The 24,990-nt window shown below is 65.5% G+C and carries 22 protein-coding genes and 1 CRISPR repeat array; of the genes, 13 read left to right on the top strand and 9 right to left on the bottom strand.

Translation table 11 applies throughout. The features are described 5' to 3' along the window. Positions 1 to 4 precede the first annotated feature (4 nt). Positions 5 to 793 (bottom strand): AraC family transcriptional regulator, encoded by a 789-nt coding sequence (locus tag IU450_RS41085; protein ID WP_195153854.1) that lies wholly within the window; start codon positions 791 to 793, stop codon positions 5 to 7. A 77-nt stretch (positions 794 to 870) separates the two neighbouring features. On the opposite strand from IU450_RS41085, the gene IU450_RS34210 reads away from it, so the two are divergent. Then, the gene (locus IU450_RS34210) at positions 871 to 1,851 is read left to right on the top strand and encodes an alpha/beta hydrolase (RefSeq protein ID WP_228835519.1); all 981 of its coding nucleotides are present in this window, start codon (positions 871 to 873) and stop codon (positions 1,849 to 1,851) included. Between the two features lie 93 nt (positions 1,852 to 1,944). Here the strand turns inward: IU450_RS34210 and IU450_RS34205 are convergent, their stop codons facing one another. From IU450_RS34205 to IU450_RS34195, 3 genes are all read right to left on the bottom strand, one after another. Next, positions 1,945 to 2,763, bottom strand: a complete 819-nt coding sequence (locus tag IU450_RS34205) for a class II glutamine amidotransferase (protein ID WP_195153853.1) — start codon at positions 2,761 to 2,763, stop codon at positions 1,945 to 1,947. Positions 2,764 to 2,895: 132 nt separating this feature from the next. Next, on the bottom strand, positions 2,896 to 3,141 hold the full coding sequence (locus tag IU450_RS34200; RefSeq protein WP_195153852.1) for a hypothetical protein: 246 nt from the start codon (positions 3,139 to 3,141) through the stop codon (positions 2,896 to 2,898). A gap of 140 nt (positions 3,142 to 3,281) precedes the next feature. Then, positions 3,282 to 3,569, bottom strand: coding sequence for a hypothetical protein (locus IU450_RS34195; RefSeq protein WP_195153851.1), 288 nt, complete (start codon positions 3,567 to 3,569; stop codon positions 3,282 to 3,284). Between the two features lie 157 nt (positions 3,570 to 3,726). Here IU450_RS34195 and IU450_RS34190 point away from each other — a divergent pair, with 157 nt between their 5' ends. From IU450_RS34190 to IU450_RS34150, 9 genes are all read left to right on the top strand, one after another. Then, positions 3,727 to 4,656 (top strand): LysR family transcriptional regulator, encoded by a 930-nt coding sequence (locus tag IU450_RS34190; RefSeq protein WP_195153850.1) that lies wholly within the window; start codon positions 3,727 to 3,729, stop codon positions 4,654 to 4,656. A gap of 404 nt (positions 4,657 to 5,060) precedes the next feature. Then, the gene (locus IU450_RS34185; RefSeq protein ID WP_195153849.1) at positions 5,061 to 5,999 is read left to right on the top strand and encodes a TauD/TfdA dioxygenase family protein; all 939 of its coding nucleotides are present in this window, start codon (positions 5,061 to 5,063) and stop codon (positions 5,997 to 5,999) included. Positions 6,000 to 6,350: 351 nt separating this feature from the next. Next, positions 6,351 to 6,995, top strand: a complete 645-nt coding sequence (locus tag IU450_RS34180) for an ABC transporter permease (RefSeq protein WP_195153919.1) — start codon at positions 6,351 to 6,353, stop codon at positions 6,993 to 6,995. After that, positions 6,992 to 8,053, top strand: a complete 1,062-nt coding sequence (locus tag IU450_RS34175) for an ABC transporter ATP-binding protein (protein WP_228835518.1) — start codon at positions 6,992 to 6,994, stop codon at positions 8,051 to 8,053. The genes IU450_RS34180 and IU450_RS34175 overlap by 4 nt, the downstream gene beginning before the upstream one ends. Positions 8,054 to 8,473: 420 nt before the next feature. After that, on the top strand, positions 8,474 to 9,577 hold the full coding sequence (locus IU450_RS34170) for a tyrosine-type recombinase/integrase (RefSeq protein WP_083880571.1): 1,104 nt from the start codon (positions 8,474 to 8,476) through the stop codon (positions 9,575 to 9,577). Next, entirely contained in the window at positions 9,574 to 10,152 is a 579-nt protein-coding gene (locus tag IU450_RS34165; RefSeq protein ID WP_195153848.1) for a hypothetical protein, read from the top strand. Before IU450_RS34170 ends, IU450_RS34165 begins: the two co-directional genes overlap by 4 nt. A gap of 5 nt (positions 10,153 to 10,157) precedes the next feature. Continuing rightward, positions 10,158 to 10,922, top strand: coding sequence for a hypothetical protein (locus IU450_RS34160; protein ID WP_195153847.1), 765 nt, complete (start codon positions 10,158 to 10,160; stop codon positions 10,920 to 10,922). Positions 10,923 to 11,068: 146 nt separating this feature from the next. Next, entirely contained in the window at positions 11,069 to 13,531 is a 2,463-nt protein-coding gene (locus IU450_RS34155) for a hypothetical protein (protein ID WP_195153846.1), read from the top strand. Further along, positions 13,515 to 14,378, top strand: coding sequence for a hypothetical protein (locus IU450_RS34150; RefSeq protein WP_195153845.1), 864 nt, complete (start codon positions 13,515 to 13,517; stop codon positions 14,376 to 14,378). Before IU450_RS34155 ends, IU450_RS34150 begins: the two co-directional genes overlap by 17 nt. A 284-nt stretch (positions 14,379 to 14,662) precedes the next feature. Further along, a CRISPR array of direct repeats spans positions 14,663 to 15,482; the repeat unit is 28 nt; unit sequence GTCGGCCCCGCGCACGCGGGGATGGTCC. A gap of 407 nt (positions 15,483 to 15,889) precedes the next feature. Here the strand turns inward: IU450_RS34150 and IU450_RS34145 are convergent. Then, positions 15,890 to 16,249 carry a hypothetical protein gene (locus IU450_RS34145; protein ID WP_195153844.1) on the bottom strand — a complete coding sequence of 120 codons (360 nt, stop codon included), beginning with the start codon at positions 16,247 to 16,249 and terminating at the stop codon, positions 15,890 to 15,892. An 87-nt stretch (positions 16,250 to 16,336) separates the two neighbouring features. Beyond that, positions 16,337 to 16,702, bottom strand: a complete 366-nt coding sequence (locus IU450_RS34140; protein WP_195153918.1) for a hypothetical protein — start codon at positions 16,700 to 16,702, stop codon at positions 16,337 to 16,339. 35 nt (positions 16,703 to 16,737) lie between these two features. Between IU450_RS34140 and IU450_RS34135 the strand changes: the two genes are divergently transcribed. Together IU450_RS34135 and IU450_RS34130 are read left to right on the top strand one after the other, a co-directional pair. Beyond that, a complete protein-coding gene (locus tag IU450_RS34135; protein WP_195153843.1) occupies positions 16,738 to 17,475 on the top strand; it encodes a hypothetical protein in 738 nt (245 codons plus the stop codon). Next, positions 17,472 to 18,131, top strand: coding sequence for an HAD family hydrolase (locus tag IU450_RS34130; protein WP_195153842.1), 660 nt, complete (start codon positions 17,472 to 17,474; stop codon positions 18,129 to 18,131). Before IU450_RS34135 ends, IU450_RS34130 begins: the two co-directional genes overlap by 4 nt. 350 nt (positions 18,132 to 18,481) lie before the next feature. Here IU450_RS34130 and IU450_RS34125 read toward each other — a convergent pair whose 3' ends face one another. Both IU450_RS34125 and IU450_RS34120 read right to left on the bottom strand, forming a co-directional pair. Further along, positions 18,482 to 18,883 (bottom strand): hypothetical protein, encoded by a 402-nt coding sequence (locus tag IU450_RS34125; RefSeq protein WP_195153841.1) that lies wholly within the window; start codon positions 18,881 to 18,883, stop codon positions 18,482 to 18,484. Beyond that, the gene (locus IU450_RS34120; protein ID WP_195153840.1) at positions 18,880 to 19,806 is read right to left on the bottom strand and encodes a LuxR C-terminal-related transcriptional regulator; all 927 of its coding nucleotides are present in this window, start codon (positions 19,804 to 19,806) and stop codon (positions 18,880 to 18,882) included. The genes IU450_RS34125 and IU450_RS34120 overlap by 4 nt, the downstream gene beginning before the upstream one ends. 868 nt (positions 19,807 to 20,674) lie before the next feature. Between IU450_RS34120 and IU450_RS34115 the strand changes: the two genes are divergently transcribed. Beyond that, on the top strand, positions 20,675 to 22,807 hold the full coding sequence (locus IU450_RS34115; protein ID WP_195153839.1) for a KAP family P-loop NTPase fold protein: 2,133 nt from the start codon (positions 20,675 to 20,677) through the stop codon (positions 22,805 to 22,807). Between the two features lie 675 nt (positions 22,808 to 23,482). On the opposite strand, the gene IU450_RS34110 is transcribed toward IU450_RS34115, so the two are convergent. Further along, positions 23,483 to 23,989, bottom strand: coding sequence for a hypothetical protein (locus IU450_RS34110; protein ID WP_195153838.1), 507 nt, complete (start codon positions 23,987 to 23,989; stop codon positions 23,483 to 23,485). Between the last annotated feature and the right edge of the window lie 1,001 nt (positions 23,990 to 24,990).

Genomic DNA, 24,990 nt, shown 5'->3' with positions numbered 1-24,990 from the left:
CAGGCTAGGTTCCGAGATCGAAGCGAACACCGGAGCGCAGCAGTGCGGTGGCGGAGAGTCCGAACATGTGGTGGAAGGTTTCGCTGAAGTGGGACGGGGTGGCGAACCCGGCGTCGGTGGCCGAGCGCGTGAGATCGTGGCCTGCCGCGGCGTCCCGCAAGGTGTGGATGACGCGGGTCCACCGCTGATAGCCGCGGAATGTGGTGCCGGACCGCTGGGCGAACAAGCGGAGGAAATGGGTGGTGGACAGGCCCAGGTTCGCGGCGATCGCCTCGGCACGAAAGGTGTGATTCGGGTCCCGGCGGATGGCGGCGGCAACCGACTCGATCCGCGGATCGGCGACCGACGCGGGGCCGGCCGTGGCCCGAGCGAAGATCCGGTCCGGATCCGCGTCGGCTCCACCGCACAGCTCGACGAGTTCGGCTTCCCGTCGGTGGGCCAGACCGTAGGGCCCGGCGGTAGCGGTCATCTCTTCCGCGATGCCCGTGGCGGGCGTTCCCGCGGGATCGACGAACAGCAGCAGGATCCATCGCTCGGGGGCGACGACGCGGTGCGCCGCACGGGCGGGAGCGAACGAGCTGCCGGTACGCATCTCCCCATGCGTGGCGCTCTCCAGGACGAAGGGCCCCTCCAGGACGAAGGGCCCCTCCAGGCCGACGCTGAGCACCGCGACCGAGACGGAATGCACGTCGACGCCGAGCTCCGGGCCGATGTACCCGACATGCCCCGGCCGCAGCCACACCGTCGGCGACTTCGCCCGACCGCATATTTCCGAAAGCGCACCCACGGTCACAGCTGCCAGGGTATCGCTGGGCCGCCGGGAACACGGCGGCCGACGACGATGATCACGAACCGTTCGGAGGGCACATCATGCGAGGCAGAGTTCCACTGCGAGTCCGAATCCTGACCGCGCTCACGACCGAGCCGGACTGGGATTCGATCACCCCGGACCAAGTCGTCGAATTGCGCGCAGCCCAGGACCGCAAGCGCCGGTCCGCACTGGGCAGGCTCGCCACCGGCAAGCCCGACCGAGGCGCGCGGATCACCACCTCCGTACTCGAGCTGCCGGGGCGTCGGCTGAACCTTCGCGTGTACCAGCCCGCGCGGGGAGGTTCGCGGCTGCCGCTGATCGTCGCGTTCCACGGGGGCGGATTCATCGGCGGCGTACCGGATCAGGACGACTGGCTGCTCAGCCACCTCGCGGTGAACTGCCCGGCCGTAGTCATCTCGGTCGACTATCGGCTGGCACCCGAGTACCAGGTGCCCGCACCCGTCGAGGACGCCTACGACGCTGTGCCGCGCCTGGTCGACCAGGCCGCCGTATGGGGAGCCGATCCCACTCGGCTCGCCCTGCTCGGCGCCAGCGCGGGAGCCACCCTCGCGGCTCTCACCGCGATCAGGGCGGCCGAACTCGGGCTGCCGCTGCGCGCGCAGGTACTGATCAACCCGCAGCTGGACTGGACCCCCCGGGTCTTCGAGTACCCCTCCTTCACCGAGAACGCCGACAGCCCGACCGCGACCCCGGCCAATTGCCGTGCCGTGCAACGCATTGCGCTGCCCGAATCGTTCGACCCCCGGGTGATCTCACCGTTGTCGAGCGACAACCTCGCGGGACTCGCCCCGGTGCTCATCCAAGCCGCGGGGCTGGACACGCTGGAAGACCAGGCCCCGGCCTATGCCGACCGACTGCGAGAAGCGGGAGTCGACGTGACGCTCACCCGCTACCCGGAAGCGGTGCATGCCTTCCTCAGCATGCCGGGACTGGTCCCGGCGGCTCGGCCCGCACGCACCGAGATCCTCGCCCACCTGCGCAGCCACTTGCTGGAGCGCTCGGGCATGCCGACGCGGTAGGAAGGGCCCGCACCACGGCGGCGACCAGGCCGGATTCCGGGAGACGTCCACCGTGCCGAACGAGTGACGCCGATGATCCGCGATGGCTCCGGGTCACGGAGCGATCGGCTGGAACGGGCGAGTTTCCTCATGACCGGTACGGACGACGCCTGCGGAGGATTCCGGGACCTCGTTCCACGCCCCCGGCAGGTCGCGCAGCGGCTCGGAAACCACGAATCGCGCGTCTTCACCCAGCTGGCGCAGCGACTTCACCTCCGGATGCAGAGCCCGCACTTTCGCGACATCGTTGGAATAGAACAGCGACCGGGTGAGGTGTTCACTGGAGTACCGGAAGAACCACATGGACTCGCCGTCGGTGGTCGCGACGGTCATCTGCACCGGGGCCTCGATGCCGTATGCGCGGCCGACGTCCTCGACGAAGCCGACCGCACGGGCGACCGCGCTGAACGGGTCGTCGACGAGTCCGAAGGTCAGCGCCAGAAAGAAGAACGTTTCGGAATCCGTGGAACCCTCGATATCGGTGAACAGGGCCGGGTCGACCGCCGTCATCAGGTCGCGCTTGGTCCTGTGGAAATCGCGCAGCGCTCCGTTGTGCATCCACAACCAGTGCCCGTGCCGGAACGGGTGACAGTTGCTGCGCTGCACCGCGGTGCCGGTGGACGCGCGCACATGCGCGAAGAACAGCGATGTGCGCACCTGAGCTGCGATCTCCCGCAGGTTGCGGTCGTTCCATGCCGGTTCGACATTCTTGACAACCGCCGGTCGCGGGCCCTCGCCGTACCAGCCGATGCCGAAGCCGTCACCGTTCGTCGTCGTGGCGCCGAGACGCGAGTGCAAGCTCTGATCGATCAGGGAATGCACCGGCCGGAACAAAAGGTCCTCGGCCAGGATCGGCTCACCCGAGTAAGCCATCCACCTGCACATATATCGATTGAAGCAGAACGATCGGCACTCGGCCAGCAGTACCGCGGGCCCCGCCGCCGCACGATGCGCCCGGTACCCGGGCGCCCCGCCGCTCACGCTGTCCGAGCGTGGACCACCCCGTCAGGAGGAGACCCCACCGGAAGCGGCGAGCGCGGAGCTCGGCCGCCGCTTCCTGCGGTAGGGCAGGACGAACATGTACAGGCCGGTGCCCATGAGCAAGAACAGCGGGGGCAGCGGCAGATAGAACACCCAGATCGCGGATTCGGTGAGCCCCAGCGCGGCGGCGACGAAGCAGACCACGACGGTCGCCGTGAAGATGACGGACATCCAGCGGTGCAGCTGCCGGTACCAGTTGTTGCGGTTCATTGTGATCTCCTTTTCTGCGCACGACCGATCGGCGACGGCAGCCCAGCGGCGGTCGGCACCGATTTCGTGCGATGGTTTTCCAGGTGAATCCGCGCGAGAGGCACGGATGGGGTGACAACCGGACGGTTCCGGCGGGCGGGCTACCGCTCGTCGAGTACCTTGCCGTCCAGTACGCAGTGGTGGGTGGTCAGTGTCGCGGTCGCCTCGATCAGCGGGAAGTTCTGCACCAGCGTTGTTCCGCGCATGGCCTCGGCCGACTCCCAGCGCCAGATGTCGAGGTAGGACCCGTCGTCCTGCCGAATCAAGGTTGCTGCGGTGAACGCCGCGTTCGCCGCCTGGATGCTCCGGATCAACCGGGTGCGCTGCTCGAGCAGCTGCGCCAGCTTGCCGGTCACGACGACGTATCGGTGCGTTCGTACAACTGCCATGATCGTGCCCTCTCGTCTCGGATCCTGGTGTGCACCTTTTCTCCCGCCTGGTTGATTTCTCCTACGCCTCATAGCCTTCCGTCGAGATGCCTCGCGAACAACGAGCAATCGCGAAACGCCGGTTGCGCCGGAGGTTAACGATGAGGACGATGACCAGGTGGAGTTACGCGAAATCGAGATCTTCCTGACCCTCGCCGAGGAGTTGCACTTCGGGCGTACTGCTGAGCGGTTGCACATCTCCACACCCCGGGTGAGCCAGACGATCGCCAAGCAGGAGCGGCGGATCGGCGCTCCCCTGTTCGAGCGAACCAGTCGCAAAGTGACCTTGACACCGCTGGGCGAACAGCTGCGAGACGACCTCCAAGCGGGTTATCGCCGGATCCTCGAAGGCATGGAGTCGGCCGCGAACACCGCGCGTGGTGGACCGGACACGTTGACGCTGGGCGTGCTGGGGCCGATGTGGCAGGACTTGGCTCCCATGACCGCGCTGTTCCGGACCCGCTGTCCGCATGTCGAATTGCGCATGCGCGAGATCCGGATCGACGACCCCTTCGGGCTGATCCGCAATGGCGAGGTCGACGTGGCACTGGTGGCTCTGCCCGTGCGGGAACCGGACCTGAGGGTGGGACCCGAAGCGTTCACCGAGCCCATCGTGCTGGTGGTCGGGCGCACGCACGAGCTGGCCGGCCGCGCATCGGTGTCCTTGGCCGACTTGGCCGACTACCAGGTCCTTCCCTCCGGATTGCCGATCCCGGAGTACTGGGAGGAGTCGTTCTCGCCGGTGACGGCGGGCCCGCGGGATTCGGACGCTCCCGCGCCCACGCGGGAGGAGGTCCTGTGGGCCGTGACATCCGGTGATGCGGTGGCCTTCGCGTGCGGGCAAGCGATCAAGTACTACGACCGCGGCGACGCCGTGTACCTCCCGATCGCCGAGGGGCCGACGCTGAACTGGGGCCTCGTGCACCGTGCCGGGCCGGTCAGCCGCTGGGTCGCGGAATTCGCGCGCATCGCCACCGAACTCGGGCCGATCGAGCTGACCCTCGACATCGATCCCGCCACCCTGCACCGCCTTCGCTCGGTGAGCTAGCGCGTCCTCCGGACCTCCCGGAGTACCTGTCGCGCCGCGTGACCGCTACCGGGCCGATCTCTTCGACCGGCTCTCCGCACTACAAGGCGGTCGAAATCACCGACCACCCTCGACGGGCGCTCGACGTACGATCATGTCGTCCCGGAGACGGACCCGGACGTCCGGCAACACGGGACCAGCTGCACTGGGTCGACCCGATTCACCGGCATCCATAATCGATACTCAGGCGTGTCCGGACCCGATGCGATCACGCGCTCGGCACGGGCACGGCTCAACGTCGGCGAGAGCGGCCGTCGGCTCACCGCGATCACGTGTTTCGATCTGCCTGACTGTAATCCTGGCCCGGCCGTGCCACGGGTGGTTTCCTCTGACTCGATCATCAGGTTCGAGCGAAAGGCCCTGGTATGTCCGCCGATCACATAGCTGACTCCGCGATCGCCGTGCGAGTGGTCAAGCTCGGTACCCACATCGGCGCGCAGATCGACGGAGTCCGGCTCGGTGGTGACCTGGACACGGCGACCGTCACCACCATTCGCTCCGCACTCGCCGAGCACAAGGTGATCTTCTTTCGCGGTCAGCACCATTTGACGGAGGACGGGCAGTACGAGTTCGCTCAACTGCTCGGACAGCCGACCACCCCGCACCCGACCATCACCTCGGCCGGGGTGAAGAGTTTGGCCATCGATTCCCGCCACGGGCGCTCCAACACGTGGCATACCGACGTCACCTTCGTCGATCGCGTCCCGAAGGCATCGATCCTGCGCGCGGTGTCGCTGCCCAGCTACGGCGGCTCGACCACCTGGGCTTCCACCGTCGCCGCGTACAACTCGCTTCCGGAGCCGCTGAAACGGCTGGCCGAGAGTCTGCGTGCGCGGCACAGCAACCAGTACGACTATGCCGCCACCGTCGAGGACAGCCCGGATGAGAACGACAGGGCCTACCGTCGCGAATTCGAGTCCACCTATTTCGAGACCGAGCATCCCGTGGTGGAGATCCACCCGGAGACCGGTGAACGCGCGCTGCTGCTGGGGTGTTTCGTGAAGCAGATCGTCGGCCTGCCCAGCCATGAGTCGCAGGCGCTGTTCCGGCTGTTCCAGGACCGGGTGACCCGCCTGGAGCACACCACCCGCTGGAACTGGGCGCTGGGCGACGTCGCCATCTGGGACAACCGCGCCACGCAGCACTATGCCGTCGACGACTACGACGGCAGCGAGCACCGCAAGCTGACCCGCATCACGCTCGCCGGGGAGGTCCCCGTGGGCGTCGACGGCACGCCGAGCACCGTGATCGCGGGCGACGCCGAGTACTACTCGGGCACCAACCCACTGACGCGCGCGGCATAACCCACCATCGGGGCGGATGATTCGAGTTCACAAACATGGCCGCGGCACAAAGGGTTCGGCGGAATCCGCGACATGCTCGAGGGCGGATTCGCCCGAATGGCGCAAATCGCATGCCTTCGATTCGGATCGATCGGCGCGAACTCTTGATGAGTGAAGATATGGGTGAGCGCGCGCATTGTTCCCCTGCCGGTAGCGGTCGGAAAGGGCCACCATTTCGGCGGCCGGGTGAATCGCACACCGCGCGCCCTCCGGAGCCGAACGAGCAGCATAGATTACTCTATTACGGCTCGCGCGTCCGATGACAACGCGCGGACAGGTACCGACTGGTCTTCGGCCGACGATGGGAATCCCGTGAATTTGTGGAGTTACATCCGGGGACGGGGGGAGGTTCTGGCGTTCCTCACCTATCAGCATGCCTCCCTGGCGTTTCAGACGGTCCTGGTCGGGACCGTCGTCGCCGTCCTCATCGCGGTGGCGGTTTATCGTCTCCCGCTGTTGTCCGCGTTATCCCTGACCTCGAGCCGTGTGGCGCTGACGATTCCTTCGCTGGCGCTGCTGGCGATTCTGTTGGTCCCGTTCGGACTGGGCGTGGTCCCGTCGTTCGTCATGCTGGCGTTCTTCGCGGCGCTGCCGGTGATCGGCAACGCGATCGTGGGTCTGCGATCGGTACCGGCCTCGGTCGTCGAATCCGCGCAAGGCATCGGCTTTTCGCGATGGCGGATTCTGCTGACGGTCGAATTGCCGATCGCCTGGCCGGTCATCCTCACCGGCATCAGGGTGTCCACCCAGATGATCGTCGGCGTCGCCGCCATTGTCGCGTATGTCCTGGGACCGGGCCTCGGATCACTGATCTTCAACGGCCTCTCTCGGCTCGGTGGCGCGAACGCTCTCGAGATGGCTCTGACGGGCACCATCCTCATCGTCATCATCGCGCTGGTGTTCGACGCGCTCCTCGTCCTGCTCGGACGCCTCACGATCGCAAAGGGACTCTCATGACCGACGATGTGACCAGTCAGCCCGCCACGGCGACCGCCGAGCGCAATGTGACCGGTGCGTCCATCGAGCTGGACTCGGTCGTCAAGCGCTACAAGGGTCAGCAGAAGCCCGCGGTCGAACGCCTGGACCTCGACATCGAGGCAGGCGACATCGTCGCGTTCGTCGGCCCGTCCGGCTGCGGCAAGACGACCACCCTCAAGATGATCAACCGGCTGATCGAGCCGACCGAAGGCAGAATCCTCATCGGCGGTCGCGACGTCACCAGGGAGGACCCCGACAAGCTGCGGCAGTCGATCGGGTATGTCATCCAGTCCGGCGGCCTGTTCCCCCACTGGACGGTCGCCAAGAACGTCGGCGCCATCCCGCGGGTGCTCGGATGGGACAGGAAGCGGATCGCCGAACGCACCGAATACCTGCTCGATCTGGTCGGTCTCGACCCCGGCACCTTCGCCGACCGGCTGCCGAAGGACATGTCCGGTGGGCAACAGCAGCGGGTCGGGGTCGCCCGCGCGCTCGCGGCGGACCCGCCGGTCCTGCTCATGGACGAGCCCTTCGGTGCGGTCGATCCGATCACCCGGGTCCGCCTGCAGGACAGCCTGATCGCGATCCAGCAGGAACTCGGCAAGACCATCGTGATCGTCACGCACGACTTCGAGGAAGCCACCAAGCTCGGCGACAAGGTGCTCATCCTCTCCCAAGGAGGTCACGTCGAGCAGTACGCACGCCCGGAGGAGATCCTCACCGACCCGGCGACGCCGTTCGTGGAGGAGTTCGTCGGATCCGGCGCGAAGCTGGCGTATCTGACCGTCTCGCGGGTGCGCGACGTGGCCTACGACGAGGTGCTCACCGCTCGGGTCGGCGAATCGGCGCAGGGTGTCATCGAACGCATGTTAGGGCATCTTTCCGTAGCGAACTCGCAACCTGGCAGGCGCTCTACAACGGATCTGACACCTTGTACCCAGGGCTGTTCACCTGTGGTCCGCGGTCCGCTCGTGGGAGGTGGTCGGCATGAGCGATATCCTGCCGCCGATCTTGCCCGGTGGAAGTCCGCGGCTTGACGCAGCTCCCGTACTGATCAATTACCGGAATGATCGTCCGCTGACGGCGATCTATCAGCACCCGTCTCGGCATGAGCCGCAGTGGCTTTGCAGCGTTCGCCGTGTGGACGCCGGAGGCAGGGTAATCGAGAAGAGACTTCTACCTGCTCTTGGTTGGCGCCCCGGCAGGCGGCTCGGGTATGAGCTCGAGGGCGCGATGGTCATCGTCGGGAGCTTCGGGGATCCCGAACTGTGGATTACGGCCGCTGGCGACCTCCGGATGCCAGCCCGATTCCGTCGCAAGGCCGGTTTCCACACCTCCGATCGGATCCTCTTGGCGGCGCACCTCGCAGAAGGCATTCTCCTCATGTTCGGCCCTGGCGCTGTCGATCAGATGATCACGCGGCAACGGCAGACAGCGCCTGCCGCGGGGGGCGGCCGATGACACCGTCAGCCTCGAGCGTCGAAGTGCAGACCGCCCAATTGCTCCTCGAACGACTGGGAGTAAGTCTCGAAGACCTCATGTCGGCTGAGCCGAAACGAACCATACCGACTTTTGCCGAGTATGTATCAGTCGTCTATGCGGCCATGCCACCCGGCGTGACCCGCAAAAACTACATGTCCTATTGGAAGAGAATCGTCGAGGCATGGCCGGATCGCCGACTCGATGAGCCAACTGTCACAGAATTCAAACAACTCATCGGCGACTTTCGGGCGCAACGCAACATCCGGTGCACCGATCGCGACGGATACGGCATCGCAAGAATGGCAATAAGCGCCCTCCGCTACCTATACCGACACGCAGTCGAGGACAATCTGATCCGTTCTACGGACAATCCCGCAGCCCGATTGGTCAAGCCAAGGATGCGCTCTTCGAGCCGGGGGGCCATATCGACCGACCGCCTCTCGGAGATCAACCGTGTCGTGGCCGAGTACGGCGATGAACCTGAACTCACCACACTGATCCTCCGAATGTGCACCGAAACCGCCTGCCGGCGGGGCGGCATCCTGGCCTTGCGGCCGCAAGATCTGGATCCGGACCAATGCCTCGTTCGGCTGCGCGAGAAAGGTAACACCGAGCGTTGGCAGCCTGTGTCACCAACCCTTATGCGAGCACTAGTGGAGCATTACGCATCCCGCGCTCGCTTGCGGACTGACCGGAACCGGCGAGCACAAAATGGCAGACTGATCACCAACAAAGCTGACGAAAGACTATTTCGGTACAAGAATGGCGATCCGATCAGCGAAAGACGATTTCACATCATGTGGCGTCAGATCGGTGAGCAGCTTCCATGGGTCAAACAGCAAGGAATCACGTGCCACTGGCTGCGTCACACCACCTTGACATGGGTGGAGCGCAATTTCGGGCACGCTGTCGCGAAGGCATATGCCGGGCACACCGATACCGCCAGCAACGGTGCCACCTCGATCTACACCCGCGCGACCCGGGAAGAGGTGGCCTATGCACTGTCGGTCTTGACCGGGGAGCCGCACCCTCTGGTCCCGAATCTCCTGCCCCCGTCCACGGAGGACCTCCCGAGATGACTCCCGTTCCGGATCCAACGGATCCGACTATCAGGTCAGCGGACGCGCCGACGTGGAAGCGCCGGCGCGGTTCGTGGCTGCCGCGCCCGCGCGGGCGGCGCGCTGATGCGCTGGATCCGGATGAGCTTGCGCGGCACCTTACGGCGGCGAACGCGTGCCTGCCGTCTCTGCGAGATCCGGCACTGTACGAGGCGATCGACAAGAGCGAACTTGACGCCGAGCAGAGACTTCACCGATGGATTCGGGCGCGGGACCGGCGCGATCGCCAGAGCCAGGTCCGCCGGGAGCGTGCATCAAGGAATCGCTCGCGACGCACCGCAGAGCGGATCCGCGCCAGCGAGCAGCAGGAGCTGCGGTGGCATGCGCGTGCTCGAGCCGAGCGCCGTCGTGCCACCAGTCCGGATGCGTTGGAGGGCATGCTGCACCGTCGCGCGACGTGGTCGTCGTTGCGGCTGCCGGCGGTCATCGTGGTCGGGCTGGTGTGGTCGGCGGTGAACGTCGGACGCAACCTCGCGCCCGAGGGCGGACCAGCAGGCGCGTCGTGGTGGCTGCTGCCGTTCGGCATCGAGGGATGATCTCGGTGCCGATCCTGGAAGTGATGGCACAGGCCGCGACCGCTGCACGGCTGGGTGTGACGGCCGAGCGCCGCAGGATTCTGCTGTTCGAGGCCTGCCTGTTGACCGCGACAGTCGGCCTCAACAGTGGTCCTCATCTCGCGGCGGGAGACTTCGGCCGCGGCGGCGAGTATGCGGTCGCACCGGTGATGGTGGTTGTCCTGATGTGGTTGCATGCCTGGCTGGCTGCCCGCTACGCGCGGCTCATCAACATGGTCAGCCCAACCGGCGTCCTCGACGATACGTCGGGCTCCACAGATCGCGCGGACGGCGATCATGGCGCCGATCAGGCCATTGGTCTTCTGCATGTGGACGACTCCCCCGCTTCGGTCATGGCGCAGACCACTGCATCTCCTGCACTGGTGGCGTCGACCATCGAACCTTCCGCGGGTTCGGTCCAAGCGCCGCCTCACCACCAGGCGCTGCAGCAGCAGCGGGTGGCGATTCCGGAACGGGTGCTGATCGACGTGTCGGAGCCTGACCAATGCTGTCGCATCGCACGGGAGCTGGTGCGCGGCAGATTGACTCAGAAGCCAGAGACAGAGCTCGAGGAGCTCCTGCGGCTTGCTGAGCGTGGGGTGAACGCCAACGCAATCGCGACCGAACTGAGTCAGATCACGAAGGTCAAATGGACGCGCTCGACGGCCGATCGCATCGTGGGTCGCGCGGAGTCGATGGGCTTCCGCATCGGATCCAGGCAGGGGGTGGGGCCTGCGGTCACCTCCGTCTGAAGCGACGGCCGGGGTGCGCGCGTTAGTCGCACGCTAAGCCGCGTACCCCGCGCTCTCGTGAACCTCAGCTCACTACAACTCCAGATATGACGAAGGCCCCCAGCTGCAACTGAGGGCACTTCTGAAACACAACCCCAAGGTTGCGCATGAAAGGCACCTCCGAGGGTAGCGCACGCCCTGCCACGGCATCAAATGCCGCCAACGGCACAGCGACCATCGCCCACCGGCCACTCCCGCAGCTACCCCCAACTACCGAAAACACCGCCGCGCCGACGACGGACGACGAGGCGGCGGCCGCGCACGAAGCGTTCGCTCGACTCGCACCCCTACTGGCTGCCCGCCGCTCGATGCGTTTGTGGAACTCGAGCCTTGACGGGTACAACGACCGCGCCCGAACACTGACCCGTAAACTGCCTGACCAGCCCGCGGCGGTGCCGATCTATCGGGACGGCCGGACCCGTCTGCTCGCATTGGATTTCGACAGCGCCCGTGGCGGCACCGTGGCGGTTGCTCGCGATGTCGAGCGTTGCCTGCGATGGGTTCGCGAAGCCGGGGGCCGCGCGATCACCGACCACTCCACCAGCGGCGGACGCCACATCCTCATCCCGCTGCCCCTCGGTGACACCCTCGACCTCATACAAGCCGAATCCCTTGTGCGCGCACTGGCCGCGCGGCTGCCCAGCCTGGACATCACACCGATGCTCAACCCCGCCACCGGATGCATCACTCCACCCGGATCACGCTGCAAACAAGGCGGATACCGCCGACTCGACGGCAGCCTCGACGACGCTATCGACGCCCTCACCACCCGATCCGCACCCGGGTTCGTCGCCCGCTTGCGACACCTGGTGGCCGGGACCGCGCACGAGACGAGCACCGCGCGCGGGGCATGCGCGATCCCGCGCGCGCCGCGCGCGGCCGACGACATCACGCGCGAAGTGCAGTTGTGGGAAGGCGAGGGCGAGCGTGCGCGGCTGCGCGCGCAATACCGCCGCCGCAGCCCGCTCTCCCCCACCATCGAAGACTTCGCGCGCGACGGCGCCACCCCCTCCGACAGCCGGTGGACGACGCGCGCGGGCCGGTTGGATCGCTCTGCGGCACGCCAATCCGTGCTCGCCGCCGCGGTCGTGCGCGGCTACTGCTACCTCGACGTGCGCGCGCAACTCCCCGCTGCTGGCGGCAGCTGGCACGGGTTCGCCGACGCCTACCGACGCTACGGTCGAGGCACCGACGCCGCGATGCACCGCGACTGGATCTCCGCCTGCCGGTGGGCCGACCGCATCGTCCCCGAATTCCTGTCCGTGGCGCACAAGCGAATAGACACAGGGGGTAGACCCTGGCTCCGTTCATCGGCGCGTCTGCAGCAGCGGTGGCTGGCGGCCGCGACGGTGTGGGTGCACGCCCAATGGCCTCGGTCCCCGCGGCGGTGGACGGTGTTGGCGGTGTTGCAGGCCTTGGCGTGGGCTTCCGCAGTCGGAGGGCAGGTCGCGCGCGGGGTGCCCGTCGTCGAGTTCGGCGGCCGGTCACTGTCACTTGCCGCTGGTGACCTTCCCGAATCCACCGTGTGGGGCGTCCTGCGGGAACTACGCGATATGCCCGGCGCACCGATCCTGCGTACCCGCACCGGCCGCGGACTCGCTGCCGACCGCTACGCCCTGGTCACGCCCCATCAAGGGCACCGTCCCATCTGCCCCGACCGAACCCAGATCGACCGCGCGCGGGTCGAACCCGTTCATCCAGCCTGGACCGTCCTAGGCCTGCACTGCCGCTACCTGCACGATCTCATCACCCACAGTGGGCTGACCTCTGCCAGCGACGTTTTCGCCGCAGCCTGCATCAGTTCCAGCGCCGGATACAACGCGTTGGCCGTCCTCACCACCGCCGGATTGATCAACCACATCCTCGGGCATCTACAGCCCGGACCGACAAGCCTCGATGACGTCGCTCACGCGCACGGCCTTCAGCAGCTGCGCAGCCACCGACTCGCTCGTCACCAGCGACACCGGGCAACGTGGAAGCACTGGCTCATTCACCGCGAGGAGTCAGTTCCCCCGCGGGTTGGAGAGATTCACACCGCTCCTGTTCGGCCACGTCAGGTCGGCGCAGCACCTCCGTACCAGCGAGCCGGAAAAGGAAGCGACCCCAACCCCTTCACCAGCACCAGCACCAGCACCGAGGCCACGAATCCTCGACCGAGGATCCTCCGCCTGGGCGGATGTTCCTTCGTTACCCACTCCCCTGCTGCCGCGCTACTTCCGCCTGCAACACCGGGCAGGGCTGCGCGCGATGTGCGCGCCGCGCCCGAATCTGGGAAGCGTCAGCACGGCGGAAGCATCGAGCGGTCAGCTCAGCAGGCGCGCTTATCGGCCAGCATCCCCGGTGAAGACGTGCGCACGACGCCCGCTGACGCTTACCGGACCGACGTAGTCGAGATCTACGTGGAGTCATCCGACACCCCAACTGCTGGCGGGCGCTGGCTGATCGCGGACGACTCGAGCGTCATCTACGAGCGCCCCACCGGTGCACAAGTTGCCTCCACCGTTCCCCTGACGCTGCTTCGACAGTCATCGGCATGGACCTGTGTCTCCCGGCGTGGTCCGATTCGCTGAGAGGGGTTGGAAGCAGTCCAACCGAATCGATCGGTCATGGCCCGGATGGCTCACCGATCAAGCCGCACTCGATTCGGTCTCAACTGCTGATACCAATGGTCGGCTCACACTCGCCAGCCTGCCCACTCGCCTGCTGAACGAGATCCGATTCGCCTTGCATCATCAAAGCGACGCAGGGCGAACTCAGTGGCCGCCGCCATATCTGCAGCGGATCGCCGACCTCATTGCTGCGGCCAGCATCTCCACCCTGGCCTCTCCCGAACTATCGGCGCTGACCAAACAGCACCGCCGCGGGGCGTCCGAGCGGCGAATCTTGTTGAGCTTGCCAATCGCCGCACGCACCATCGCGGTCACCGAGGAGATGGCCAAGGAGACAGGCTGGTTCGATCCCGTAGGCCCGGTGCGGTGGGTGGGGTGCGGTCCGATGGCCGAGCTGGCCGCTGTGCTCACCGCCGCACCGGAGTACGCCGAGCAAGTGGTCGTCACCCAGATGGGTGGATGGCTCGACCACTACCGCGACTTCGAACGCGCTTCCCATAACATCCGCACTGACATGAGTTCAGCCGACCTCGCCCTGCGGAAACTGCCCCGCCCCAGGTTGGTGCTCTCCGAGCACACCCGCGATCCGGGTGGCCGAGGACTGGGCGCTGCTCGATGCCCTGAATGCCGATTCCGCCCCGGAGTGGGCGCGATGGCTGTCCACGCATTTCCACCGCTGGTTCGCTGTCAAGGACGGCTCCTGGATGCACGACCCACTGGCCCTTGGCACCGAATACAGCGCAGCAACGCCGGGCGTGCATCGGCCCGCGCGCGCACTGGACGAATTACCGACGGCTGGCCGAGTTGATCCGCGAATACCTACGCCAAGTCGCGGAGCGCGCCGACCGGTAAGCGCAGCCGCGACATAATGAGCCCGGACGACACCACAGTCCGTGCTCGTCTCAGTCGTTCCCGCATGTCGGATGCGGCCCGGACTGAGGAACTCCGGCCAAAGGCCAGCATCCGCAAGCGCGTTGGCCCAGCGCCGGTGGGATGGTCCTCACATTCGCACCACCACGAAGCGACCAACCGATCCCGAACGAAGTGAACGAAAAACGGGGTAATGTCAGATAAATCCGCAGCTCAACAAGTGTCGGCCCCGCGCACGCGGGGATGGTCCTTCGCTCAGGTCGCGGTCAAGCGCATCACCCGCGTCGGCCCCGCGCACGCGGGGATGGTCCGCCCCGACGCTGCGGTCGGCGGGCTGGTGGCGAGTCGGCCCCGCGCACGCGGGGATGGTCCGTAGAGGCCGACGAATTCGGCGTGCAGGGCGGCGTCGGCCCCGCGCACGCGGGGATGGTCCTCCGTCTCCGGATCTCCGATACCGAGCCGCTCGGTCGGCCCCGCGCACGCGGGGATGGTCCGAGCACCGACAATTTCGGGTTCGCGGCGTGGGTGTCGGCCCCGCGCACGCGGGGATGGTCCGGAGATTGCCGCCATCCGCGCGGCCCGTCAGAAGGTCGGCCCCGCGCACGCGGGGATGGTCCCTGGGCCTTGGCTACCGCGGTCTGGGTGGTGCCGTCGGCCCCGCGCACGCGGGGATGGTCCACGATCCGTTTTACGTGCTCGAATTCGTGAATCGTCGGCCCCGCGCCCGCGGGGATGGTCCAGGAGACAGCGCAATGCGCGTGCTACGACTGGCGTCGGCCCCGCGCACGCGGAGATGGTCCCCGGCCCGCCGCTTCGGGATGCCCACGGCTCGTCGGCCCCGCACACGCGGGGATGGTCCGCGAATCGCGGATCTGGAGCGCACGGTGGATCGGTCGGCCCCGTGCACGCGGGGATGGTCCGTGGTGAGCGGCTGGCGCCCGGCCGAGGGCGGCGTCTGCCCCGCGCACGCGGGGATGGTCCGGACTCCAACCGGGCAACCGGTATCGAGATCCAGTCGGCCTCGCGCACGCGGGGATGGTCCGCTGTAGGAGTCCAGCGGGATCCAACGTTGCACCATGCGTGATTCGCTCGTGCCCGGCGTGGTTGCTGGTCAACCATCGCTACTTGTCATCAAAATCGCCATTTAATGACTGACGTCAACCAACGAGACTCGCACCCGCCAACGCCAGCAATCCATGCTACAGCGGGGTGGGTGGGTATTGGAAGTATCCGCAGCTCAGCGGCCCAATGCAGCCAACTGACTTCAACGCGGTCTGCTCTTGACAACGATGCCAATCGCAAGCTAGCGCGATGTGAGTACATGGAGTTACCCATGTACTTGCGAAATCAGTTGCCGCCGTGGGCATCAATCCGTAACGCCCCGGACAATTTCCGCCTCGACCCTCGGCTCCGGCGGTGGACTGGAGCGGGCGTCCGGTCGCTCGGAGATCACCCGCATGCCGCTGCCGACGAAGACACCGCCGCGCTCGGCAGGCCGGTGTGGTCGACCAGAATTCCCACGACGCGATAGCCCCGTCCGCCCGGCAGTCCGAGGTCGGTGGCCTGGGTGTCGGTGAGCGCGATATCGGTGTAGGCGCGTTCGATCAGCCGCAGCCCTTCCACGGTCACCTGGTCGGCGCCGGGATTAACGCTGGTGACGGTGAGCTGGAACCGGGCGCCGGCCGACAGTTTGGCCACCCACATCGGTGTGCCCGGTAGCTCGCGGTCGGGATAGCGGGCGATCGGCAGACGGCGGGGAACCAGGACCACGTAGGTGTGCCCGATCTGCACATCTATCGCCGGATCCATCGAATCGAGGCGTGAAGCTTCTCGATCGGTGCAGCCGTACACCGAGACTGGGCACGCGACGCCAACTCCAGTGCCGTAGATGTGTCGTCAGGATGCTGTTTGTTCGGCGAGTGCGATGATCCCGCCTTCGGCGAAGCGTATGAGCGCGTCGTGGCGTTCGTTGGTGTCGTGGGCGTGCATGTGACCCGCGGTGAGGCTGTCGAGGCGCAGGTTGTTGGAGTAGGTGTGCAAGGCCGCCGCGACCAGGTGCAGGTAGGCGTCGTGGATCGCTGCGTCGTTGGCGTCCGGAAACAGCGACCGCAAGGCCGCGATGAATTCAGCGGCGATGGCGTTGTAGTCCTCGGCGACCAAGCGCTTGATGGGGTGTCTGGAGTTGGCGAGCTGAGCGATGAAACGGAAGTAGTTGTCCCATCCAACTGGCGCTGGCGCTGCGCCCCGGCGATCAACCCGAATCCGTCCGCAGCAATCTACTCACCACCGTCGGGGAAATGGCGGCGTTGGCCGGAATAATCCTGGGACTCGACCTCGGCGAATGGCGAAACAGCGCCCCCTACCTACACCTCGCGCAACACTCGGCGCGCGAGAGCGGCAACACCGAACTCCAAGCGGTTGTTATGGCATGTCACGCCTTTCAAGCCGCCTACAACACCGAGCCTGACCTGCAACTCGGACTCAACTATGCCGAAGCCGCTCAAGCCGCTGCCGCCCAGGACGCATCACCGATCACCCGAGGCTGGGTCGCCGCGGTCGCCTCCGAACGACACGCCGACCTCCGCGACAGCAAGGCCAGCTTGTCCCTGCTCGACCACGCACGTATCGCCCTCGACACCGGACCGGTCGAAGCCACCCGCTATTCCGGAATCGGGGCGTTCGACACCGCCAAACTCACCGCCTACGAGGGCAGCAACTACCGACGAATGGGCGAATTCAACAAGGCGATCAACTTCCTGGATGCCGCTTTGGCGCAACTGGACCCGAGCCTGCACCGCCACCGCGCCACAGCCCTGATCGACCGCGCCGAAGCCCACCGCGACGCGCACCGCATCGACGCCGCCTGCGCCGACACCCGCGCCGCGCTTGTCCTCGTCACCGCAACCGGGCACACCGGCACGCTGGAGCGGGCAGTTGCCCTCGCACGATCGGTCCGCCATACCCAAGCACGAGAGGCACGCGACCTGTGGAACGAAGCCCTAGCCACCAAAACAGCAGTCACAAAGCCGAGATGACCACCTCACCGACCCGCTACCGCGCCCTGATCACCGATTTCGGTGGCGTGGTCACGACCTCGTTCCACGACGCGCTACGCGGCTTCTGCGTCCGGGAAGGCCTCGCCGCCGACGCGCTCGAACGCGTCTTCTCCCTGGACGGCGGGGCAAAAGGACTGCTTACCGACCTCGAACGCGGTGCGGTGACCCAACAGCAGTTCGTGAACCATCTCGCGCCACTGCTCGGAGTCGATCCCAGCCACCTGCTCGAACGAATCCTCACCGACCTCGACCTCGAACATGTCGTGGCCGATGCGATCGAACTACTGCGGCGCAACGGAATTCGCGCCGCTGTCCTATCCAATTCCTGGGGCGCCGGACCGTACGACCCATACCAGCCCTACGATCTCGCAAACCGATTCGACGTGGTGGTGCTCTCCCACGAGGTCGGACTCCGAAAGCCCGAACCGGCCATCTTCGAGCTGACCGCCGACCGCCTCGGTGTGAACCCCCTCCACTGCGTCTTCGTCGACGATGTCGCACATTATCTAGCCCCAGCACAGCACATGGGAATGGGCACCGTCCACGCAGTCAACCCAGAAACCACTGTCGAGGAACTCGCCCGACTGTTCAAGATCAACCTGCACATGCCACCGCAACCCCAGCGGGTGGAATGAGCCGCCAAATCAGACCCTGCGGCTCCCAGCAAACACAGCGGCTCGCCGCGCTAGCGGCGGCAGGTGGCGTGATCGCTGTGTGCCGCATCGGGCACCGCGCGAACAACCAAACGCGACAGGGTGCCTCGGCAGCCAGTGCGGCAGTGATCGCAGGCAGGTGCTCGCGCTTGGTCACGAAGAATCGGTTGCCGAAACTGATCCACAGATCCCGCTGCCCCGCGAGCCGGTTCCGCCCGGCGGCGCCGCGGACCAGATCATCGAGTTCCCACCAGCAGGGCCCCGAGCTGACGGCCACCGTTATCAACGGCCCGTGCTCGGCAGCCGTCTCGGCCCAGAACCGGCAATATCTGCTACGTCGTGCAGGACGCTGATCCGCGCAGCCCCCGTACGACTCGGGTCATCGTGTCGGAGTCGTTCCGGTAGGTGCCGCTGCCTTCGTCGTCGTCGGGATACCGGATCTTGTAGACGCCGCTGGGATAGGTCGAAGCGATGGTTACGCCGTCGGGATCTGGTGTGCGTTGGGGCAGGTGTCCCATGGCTTCGGCCAGCAGGCGGCGCGCGGAGGCCTCGGATGGTCCGGGGGCAACGTCGTTGCGTTGGCGTCGAAGTCTGCGAATGCGGTCGAGTTGTTCGGTGGATGCCCGTTCCCGCAGCAGGCGTGGTGCGGTCGCGCCGAGTGAGGATCGTTCGATCAGCGACTGCAACTGCGAAACTAGCTCGGGGGCGTGTTCGGTATTCTCGTATCGATTCATCCTCGATTCCTCACAGACATGCGGGCACGCGTCCTCATTCGGGACAGACGCCGTTCGACCGCTTTCGTGGTGACATGGAGCAGGTGTGCGATCTCGGCGTGGGTGTATCCGTCGGCGACGGCCCACAGGATTGTGCGCTCGGTGTCGGTCAAGGTAGCCAGGTGTTCGAGCACGAAGATGCGGTCTGTCACCATTTCGGCGATGTCGGTGTGGGTTTGGGCTGAGCTCCATAGCACACGGGCCCCTGCATCGAGGAGCTCGGACGTTTCGCGCGCATCGAGATTTCCCGGCTGGTGGGTCGTGGTCCACCACTGTCGTTCCTTCTCGAACACGTAGACGAACTCGTTCAGACAGCCGGTGATGAAGTAGGTAGCAAGACTAGAGCCCTTGCGGGGGTCCCATCCTTGACCGGTTCGCAGCTTGTGCTGGAGCTTGTCCAATGCGCGGACGATACAGTGCGCAACTACGTCCTCGCGATAGTACTTGTCGCTGGCCAGCCGCTCACGGCCGGCGGGCCAGGAGTTCACCCCGATGAGCTTTCGGGCCAGCTGGGTGAAGACCATCCCGCTTCTGATCCAGCTGTCCAAGACCTGCGCCGCATACGCAGACAGGTCTTCGACCACCTTCTCCCAGACAAGGCCACGGGCGGCGTGGGCGATAAGAAGTTCGAGCAATTCGCGGTCGGCCTGCAGTCGCGCTGGCGCGTCCACCGGATCGCAGGTCGACGCAGTGGGCGACGCCTGGGCACCTGCCAATGTGACCGTCGTGTCGGCGAGGTCGCTGCAAGGCGTGGGCGGTGACGCCATATGGGTCACTGCGTCCAGGAAGAGTTGACCATCGCGCGGGACACGGAACTCCACAGGCTCGGTATCGGACGACGTTCGCCTGTCGGGTGGGACAGCGTCGATGTCCGATGTAACCATCAAGTTCCTCCTCTGTACACCTACGCACACCGGCCCTCGACTCGGTGCCGACCGGCTGCGGATCTGCCCGCCCGGTCTCCACTCTTATAGGGCGCAGGTGCCGGAACCCCCCGGGCCACTGCCTAATTCACCCCGATCCGGATCGGCTCTATTGCACCGGGGGGTCGGCGGCTTTCGCTCCTATGACCCGATGTATCTGATGCGAGATGGACGAGAGGTGAGCGATGCTTTCTACCCCACCCGCCGATTCCCCCGGAGACCGGGCAGCGCAACGTGAAGAGCAGCAACGGTGTCGAGCGTGCACCTTGACATTCGGTGCCCTGGGCGGATGGGTGCTGACCAGCCTGACCGACCCGGTTACAGCGATCGAGGTGCTCGCTGCCCTCATCGCGCTTGTTCCGGTTCCTGCTCGGGGGTCGGTGATCGACAAAGCGCCGTGACCCGGCGTATGCAGCGCGAAAGCAAGCTGAGTTCATGGCGAAATGTCAGGCCCTGGAGGCCGCAACGCGGCCGCCAGGGCGCGCGCTCGTCGAGTGCCCAATCCTACGGTGGGCTCGGCAAGGCCGAATGAGGTAGGTCCATCGACCCCGACATGCAACATGCGGCCGACCTCGCAATACGCGGTTCTGGTTCCTGCCGATCGGCGCTCGCTGCGGCACACTGCAGACAGCTACCCAGACCAGAGAGCAAGCACCTAATCGGATAGATCAGCCGCAACCTCACACCGATACGAATATCTTCCGAACCAGCCCGACATCAACATCCACCGATGTGTGACGTCACAGATCGCCGATAGAACCAGAAACGGGTGGGGGCACAGGGTGCGCACGGTTTGGTGACTGTCGGGGGTGTGTGCTGAGGTGCTTGCATGAGCGTGCGGCGCGACCTCTCGACCTACACGGACGTACCTATCAGTCGCCCTGAGGATGATCGGCTAGACCGCGCCGAGTTCGCGGCTCACGTGGCCCGCAGGATCGAGGCAGCGAGCGGCGGCCCCAGCGTCGTCTTCGGCCTCGCTGGCCCCTGGGGCGGAGGCAAGTCCTCGGTGCTGAACATGATTCAACTGGGCGTTGAGTCCACGGCGCCTGGCTGGAAGGTACAGCGGTTCACCCCCTGGGCGGCTTCGGACACAGCAACCCTGGTCGCGGAGTTTTACGCGACGATCAACGCGGCCCTTCCGGAGAAGACACGCAGGAAGGCCAAGAAGGCGCTTGCATCGTTTCTGGCGGTAGGGGCGCAGGGCGCCACGTTAATTCCAACGGTGGGGAATGCAGCGTCCGGCGCACTCAAGAGCGCCGCGGACTATCTGGACAAGGTGAAACCCTTCGACGAGCAATTCGTCGAGCTGTCCAAAGATCTACAAGATGGGGGTATCAAGATCCTCGTCATTGTGGACGACTTGGATCGACTGGATGCGAATGAGCTTCTGGCAGTTCTGAAGACGGTCCGACTTCTCGGCAGCTTCCCTGGGATCCACTACCTCCTTTCCTACGATCAAGACACGATATGCGATGTGTTATCGCAGACGGCTGTAGCGAAGAACAAACCGCAACGCGCGCTGGAATACCTGGAGAAGATCGTCCAGTACCCGTTCGAGGTCCCGCCGCTCCAAGCTGTCCACCGCGACCGCGAGATTGAAGAGCTGCTGAAAGCGATAGCCGAACGCGATGGCATCAACATTGAACCGTCGTCGCCAGGTCGAACATCGCCTGTGTGGTTTTTTCTCAACCAAATACCCGACACAGACCTGGTCACCCTGCGTTCGATCCATCGACTCATAAACCAGTTCGACGTCGTCCTGACCACGATCGGCCCGAACGAAGTCAACTTTCTCGACCTTCTCCTGCTGACCTTCTTGCGGATGGAGTACCCCACTCTTTACGAGAACATCAAGAGGTGGAAGGCAGACATAACGAAGCCGAAACATCATCTTGTCTTCATGAACTCCCGCACCGAGAAGAACATCAACTGGGGCGAGCGAGTGATGACCGCTCTCAAAGATGTGAGCGATTCGATGGTGCGAGAGAAGCTGTACGGCCTCGTGCGCTTCCTCTTCCCCGCAGTACTCGACGCCGACGGGAGGCCAGGGTTCTCGAGAAGCGATTCGGACTATCGTCACGTCTGCGAACAAGACTATTTTGACCGCTACTTCAACTTCACCGTTCCGGTCAGCGACATCAGCGACGCTGCAGTGGTTGCGGGTCTGACTTCGATTGGAGTAGAGGGTGCACTTGCAGACGACACGCAGTTGGCCGCGGCTTTCAATGACGCTCGTCGCCGCATCGCCATAAACAAATCGCGGAACCTGATCCCCCAAGTCCACTTCAGCTGCCAGACCGCCCTGAAGGGTGCCGAGTTCCTCACGAGTAAGTTTGGGCTCGATCGAGATCCGCAGCCGATTTGGTCGATGGAAGCACGCTTGGTGGCAGACCTTCTCGCCATCTCCATTAGCCGTGCTACGGAAGACAATGAAGCACTCGAAGCTGTCGACGCATACCATCAGCGCTACGGGCTGCGGTTGACCACGATGGTAATCGGCTCGATTGAGCGGAACAGCGAGATTGCTTTTACTCCCGAGCGCTTCAAGGCAGCACTACAGAATCACAGAAGCCGTCAGTTCGAATCTTGTCTCAAGGACCTGGCAGAGGAGGATCGTCCGGACAGTGGGGGCATCCTTTTCCATTGGAACATGATGGATGGCGCGACTAAAGATCGCCTGAGCGAGCATGCCCGTGCCGCCGTGGCCACTTGGGATGATTTTGTCTCTGTTGGAATGTGTTTTCTGGGCGAACCGTCGCTCAACGCGAATAATGTTCAGGTGATCGGCAGGTTCTATCTTGATGACTTGAATGAGTTGCTCCCGACGGAACTATGGCCCGCGCCACCCCCAGGGATCGATACTTCAACTCCCATCGACCTCAGAGACCTGTCTTATGAAAACAGGGTTCGTGCCGTCGGCCAGGTGCTCGCTCAGCATGCGCCTGACCCCAACGCTCCTTGATATGGAGCAACGACATTCAGCCGTGAACGCACCCCAGTGCTTGCACGCCTGACTACAGGCGTGCCCCGCGCTCAGCTCGAAGACGGATCCAGCAGCCGCGCCATCGTCGGGTCTGTCAACACGTGGTGTGGGAGACTTGGTTCTTGATGGCGCAGCGCGGCAGTTCAGCACAGCACTGCCAATCGCCTGGATCGCACCGATCGAGGTGTCTCCGCACGACCTCGCCGAAGCTTCCCCTGTCGACCATGCCTCGTTCTTTCCCCGTGCCGTCGCCATGCCACATTGGTAGGCGCGGCGCCAGTTCGGCAGAGACGCATCGCTGTTCGCCGGAACCCATGCTCACCGGGTGGTCGAAACGATATGCCCGCGGTGCACACCGCCGTGAGGTGAGTTCCCGCACGAGGTCTCGCATGACGCTCGATCGTGACCTGGTTAGCTGCTCGGCCTGCGGAATGGATGACGCTGGCCGTGACGCAGCGGGTCTGCCGCCGGTCGAGCCGTCGGCATGTCCGGCTGCCGGCCGTATCGACTGGAACCGCACCGCTCGATCGACGCCTGGGCAACAGCGCACCACCGGCGGCCGAACAAACGCGGTGCATCCCCTTCCCACAAGGGTATTGAACGACCGGGCCTCCGAGTTGCCGCTCATGCCCTTTCGGACACCAGCCAGCACCTTCACCAGGCTGCTTCGCAGCGTCCGATCACGTCGGCGTAGGCACGCACCATGCCGAAATCGGCGCCGTGGAACATCTCGGTTTCCTCGCTGCGGCCGGTCACGCCGCGGCGATCCCGGGCATAGGACAGGCGGGAGTGGTCCGCGATCCGTCTGGCGTAGGCCTTCACCAGCGATTCGGCACGGCCCAGCTCACTCGACGGTATGGCCGCGCTCTTCCACTCCTGCTCGACGCCCAGTGTGTGCCGCGCGCGCAGCTGCCTGCGCAAGGTGTGGCGGCGCGTGCCCCATCTCCCGGTGCGCCCGACCTTGATCCAGCCCTCGCTCAACCGCAGGACGTAGAGGTAGCCGAACGAATCATCCTCCGGGTAGTCCAGCAGGCCGGTCGTGTCGAAATCCAGCAGCCAGCGCTCGTACTTCCACTGCTGATAGTCCGGCACCCACTCCCAGGTCAGGTCCGCGAAGACGTCGAGAGCTAACCTGCGCTGTCGCTTACTGGAACTCGCCATGCTCATACATCCTGCCGCAACCACGGCCCCGCCGGCCGCGGCCGAGGCTATCCGCCAACACACCGGAGGAATCCCTTGAAGTGGTTGAAGGTCGAGCGGTGCGAGCACCCCCGGCGGCAATCCCTGGATCCGACGGCGCCGCCGTGGGGATCGAGTAAACCCAGCCGGGCCCGCACCCGGGTCGCATCGAGTACCCGCACCAGCCCGCAGCGCCGCCCCGCGACCGGATCACCGCCACCCCGGCGCCGGGATCCTCTTATTCGCACCGGTCAACGCGTACGCCACCGTGCAGCGTTATCCGCCTCACCGCGCATGACTGCTGCGCCACCATCTCGGTCACCGACCCGAAACACCACCCACACCCAACCCGGGCCTCGCCAGGCGGCCCGTAGTCGTGGTCATCGCCGCGAGGGCGGCCCGTCAACCTCCCGCAGCTGGGTCGCAGGGTCGTCGAGCCGCCACAGCGTCCAGCCGCAGAGGTCCGTGCGTGGCAGGAGTCCCGGATCGATGTCATGGTCCGGGACAAGGACATAAGTCCACTCTCCCGTCGGTGCCCTGACGTACACCAGACAGCGGTCACCGTCGCCCACCACCGCATAGGGTGCGGGCACCCCGGGCGTACGTGGCGGGAGCGCATTCAGCCCCCGGTCGGTGCAGACCACGACCGGTTCGCCCGCGGCGCCGGGCAGTTTCCGCTACCGAAGCGACCGCTGCCCGCGCTCCGTCGACGTGCGCCAGCAGAGATCCGTGTCGTTCGCGGACCCCACTGCGCCAGCAAGCTGTTCGGATCGGGTGTGGTGCTCACCGCCGCACCCCGTCGACGACCCGCGCGACGTCTTCGCCAAAGATGCCGCCGGCGGGCGCGGCTCAGAGATCGTTTAGCGCTGCCATGTCCACATCCACTCCTTGCAGGATGGAGTCTCCCTCTCTCTACCCCTGTCTACCGCAGATCATCGAGCAGTCTCCCTACCGCGGTAATGGTTACGCAGGTCTCGCCGACA

Source organism: Nocardia abscessus (genome assembly GCF_015477775.1).
In the GTDB taxonomy this organism is placed as follows: Bacteria; Actinomycetota; Actinomycetes; order Mycobacteriales; family Mycobacteriaceae; genus Nocardia; species Nocardia abscessus_A.
Note: the sequence above shows the minus strand (reverse complement) of the source record. Positions and strands in the feature narration are given on the sequence as shown.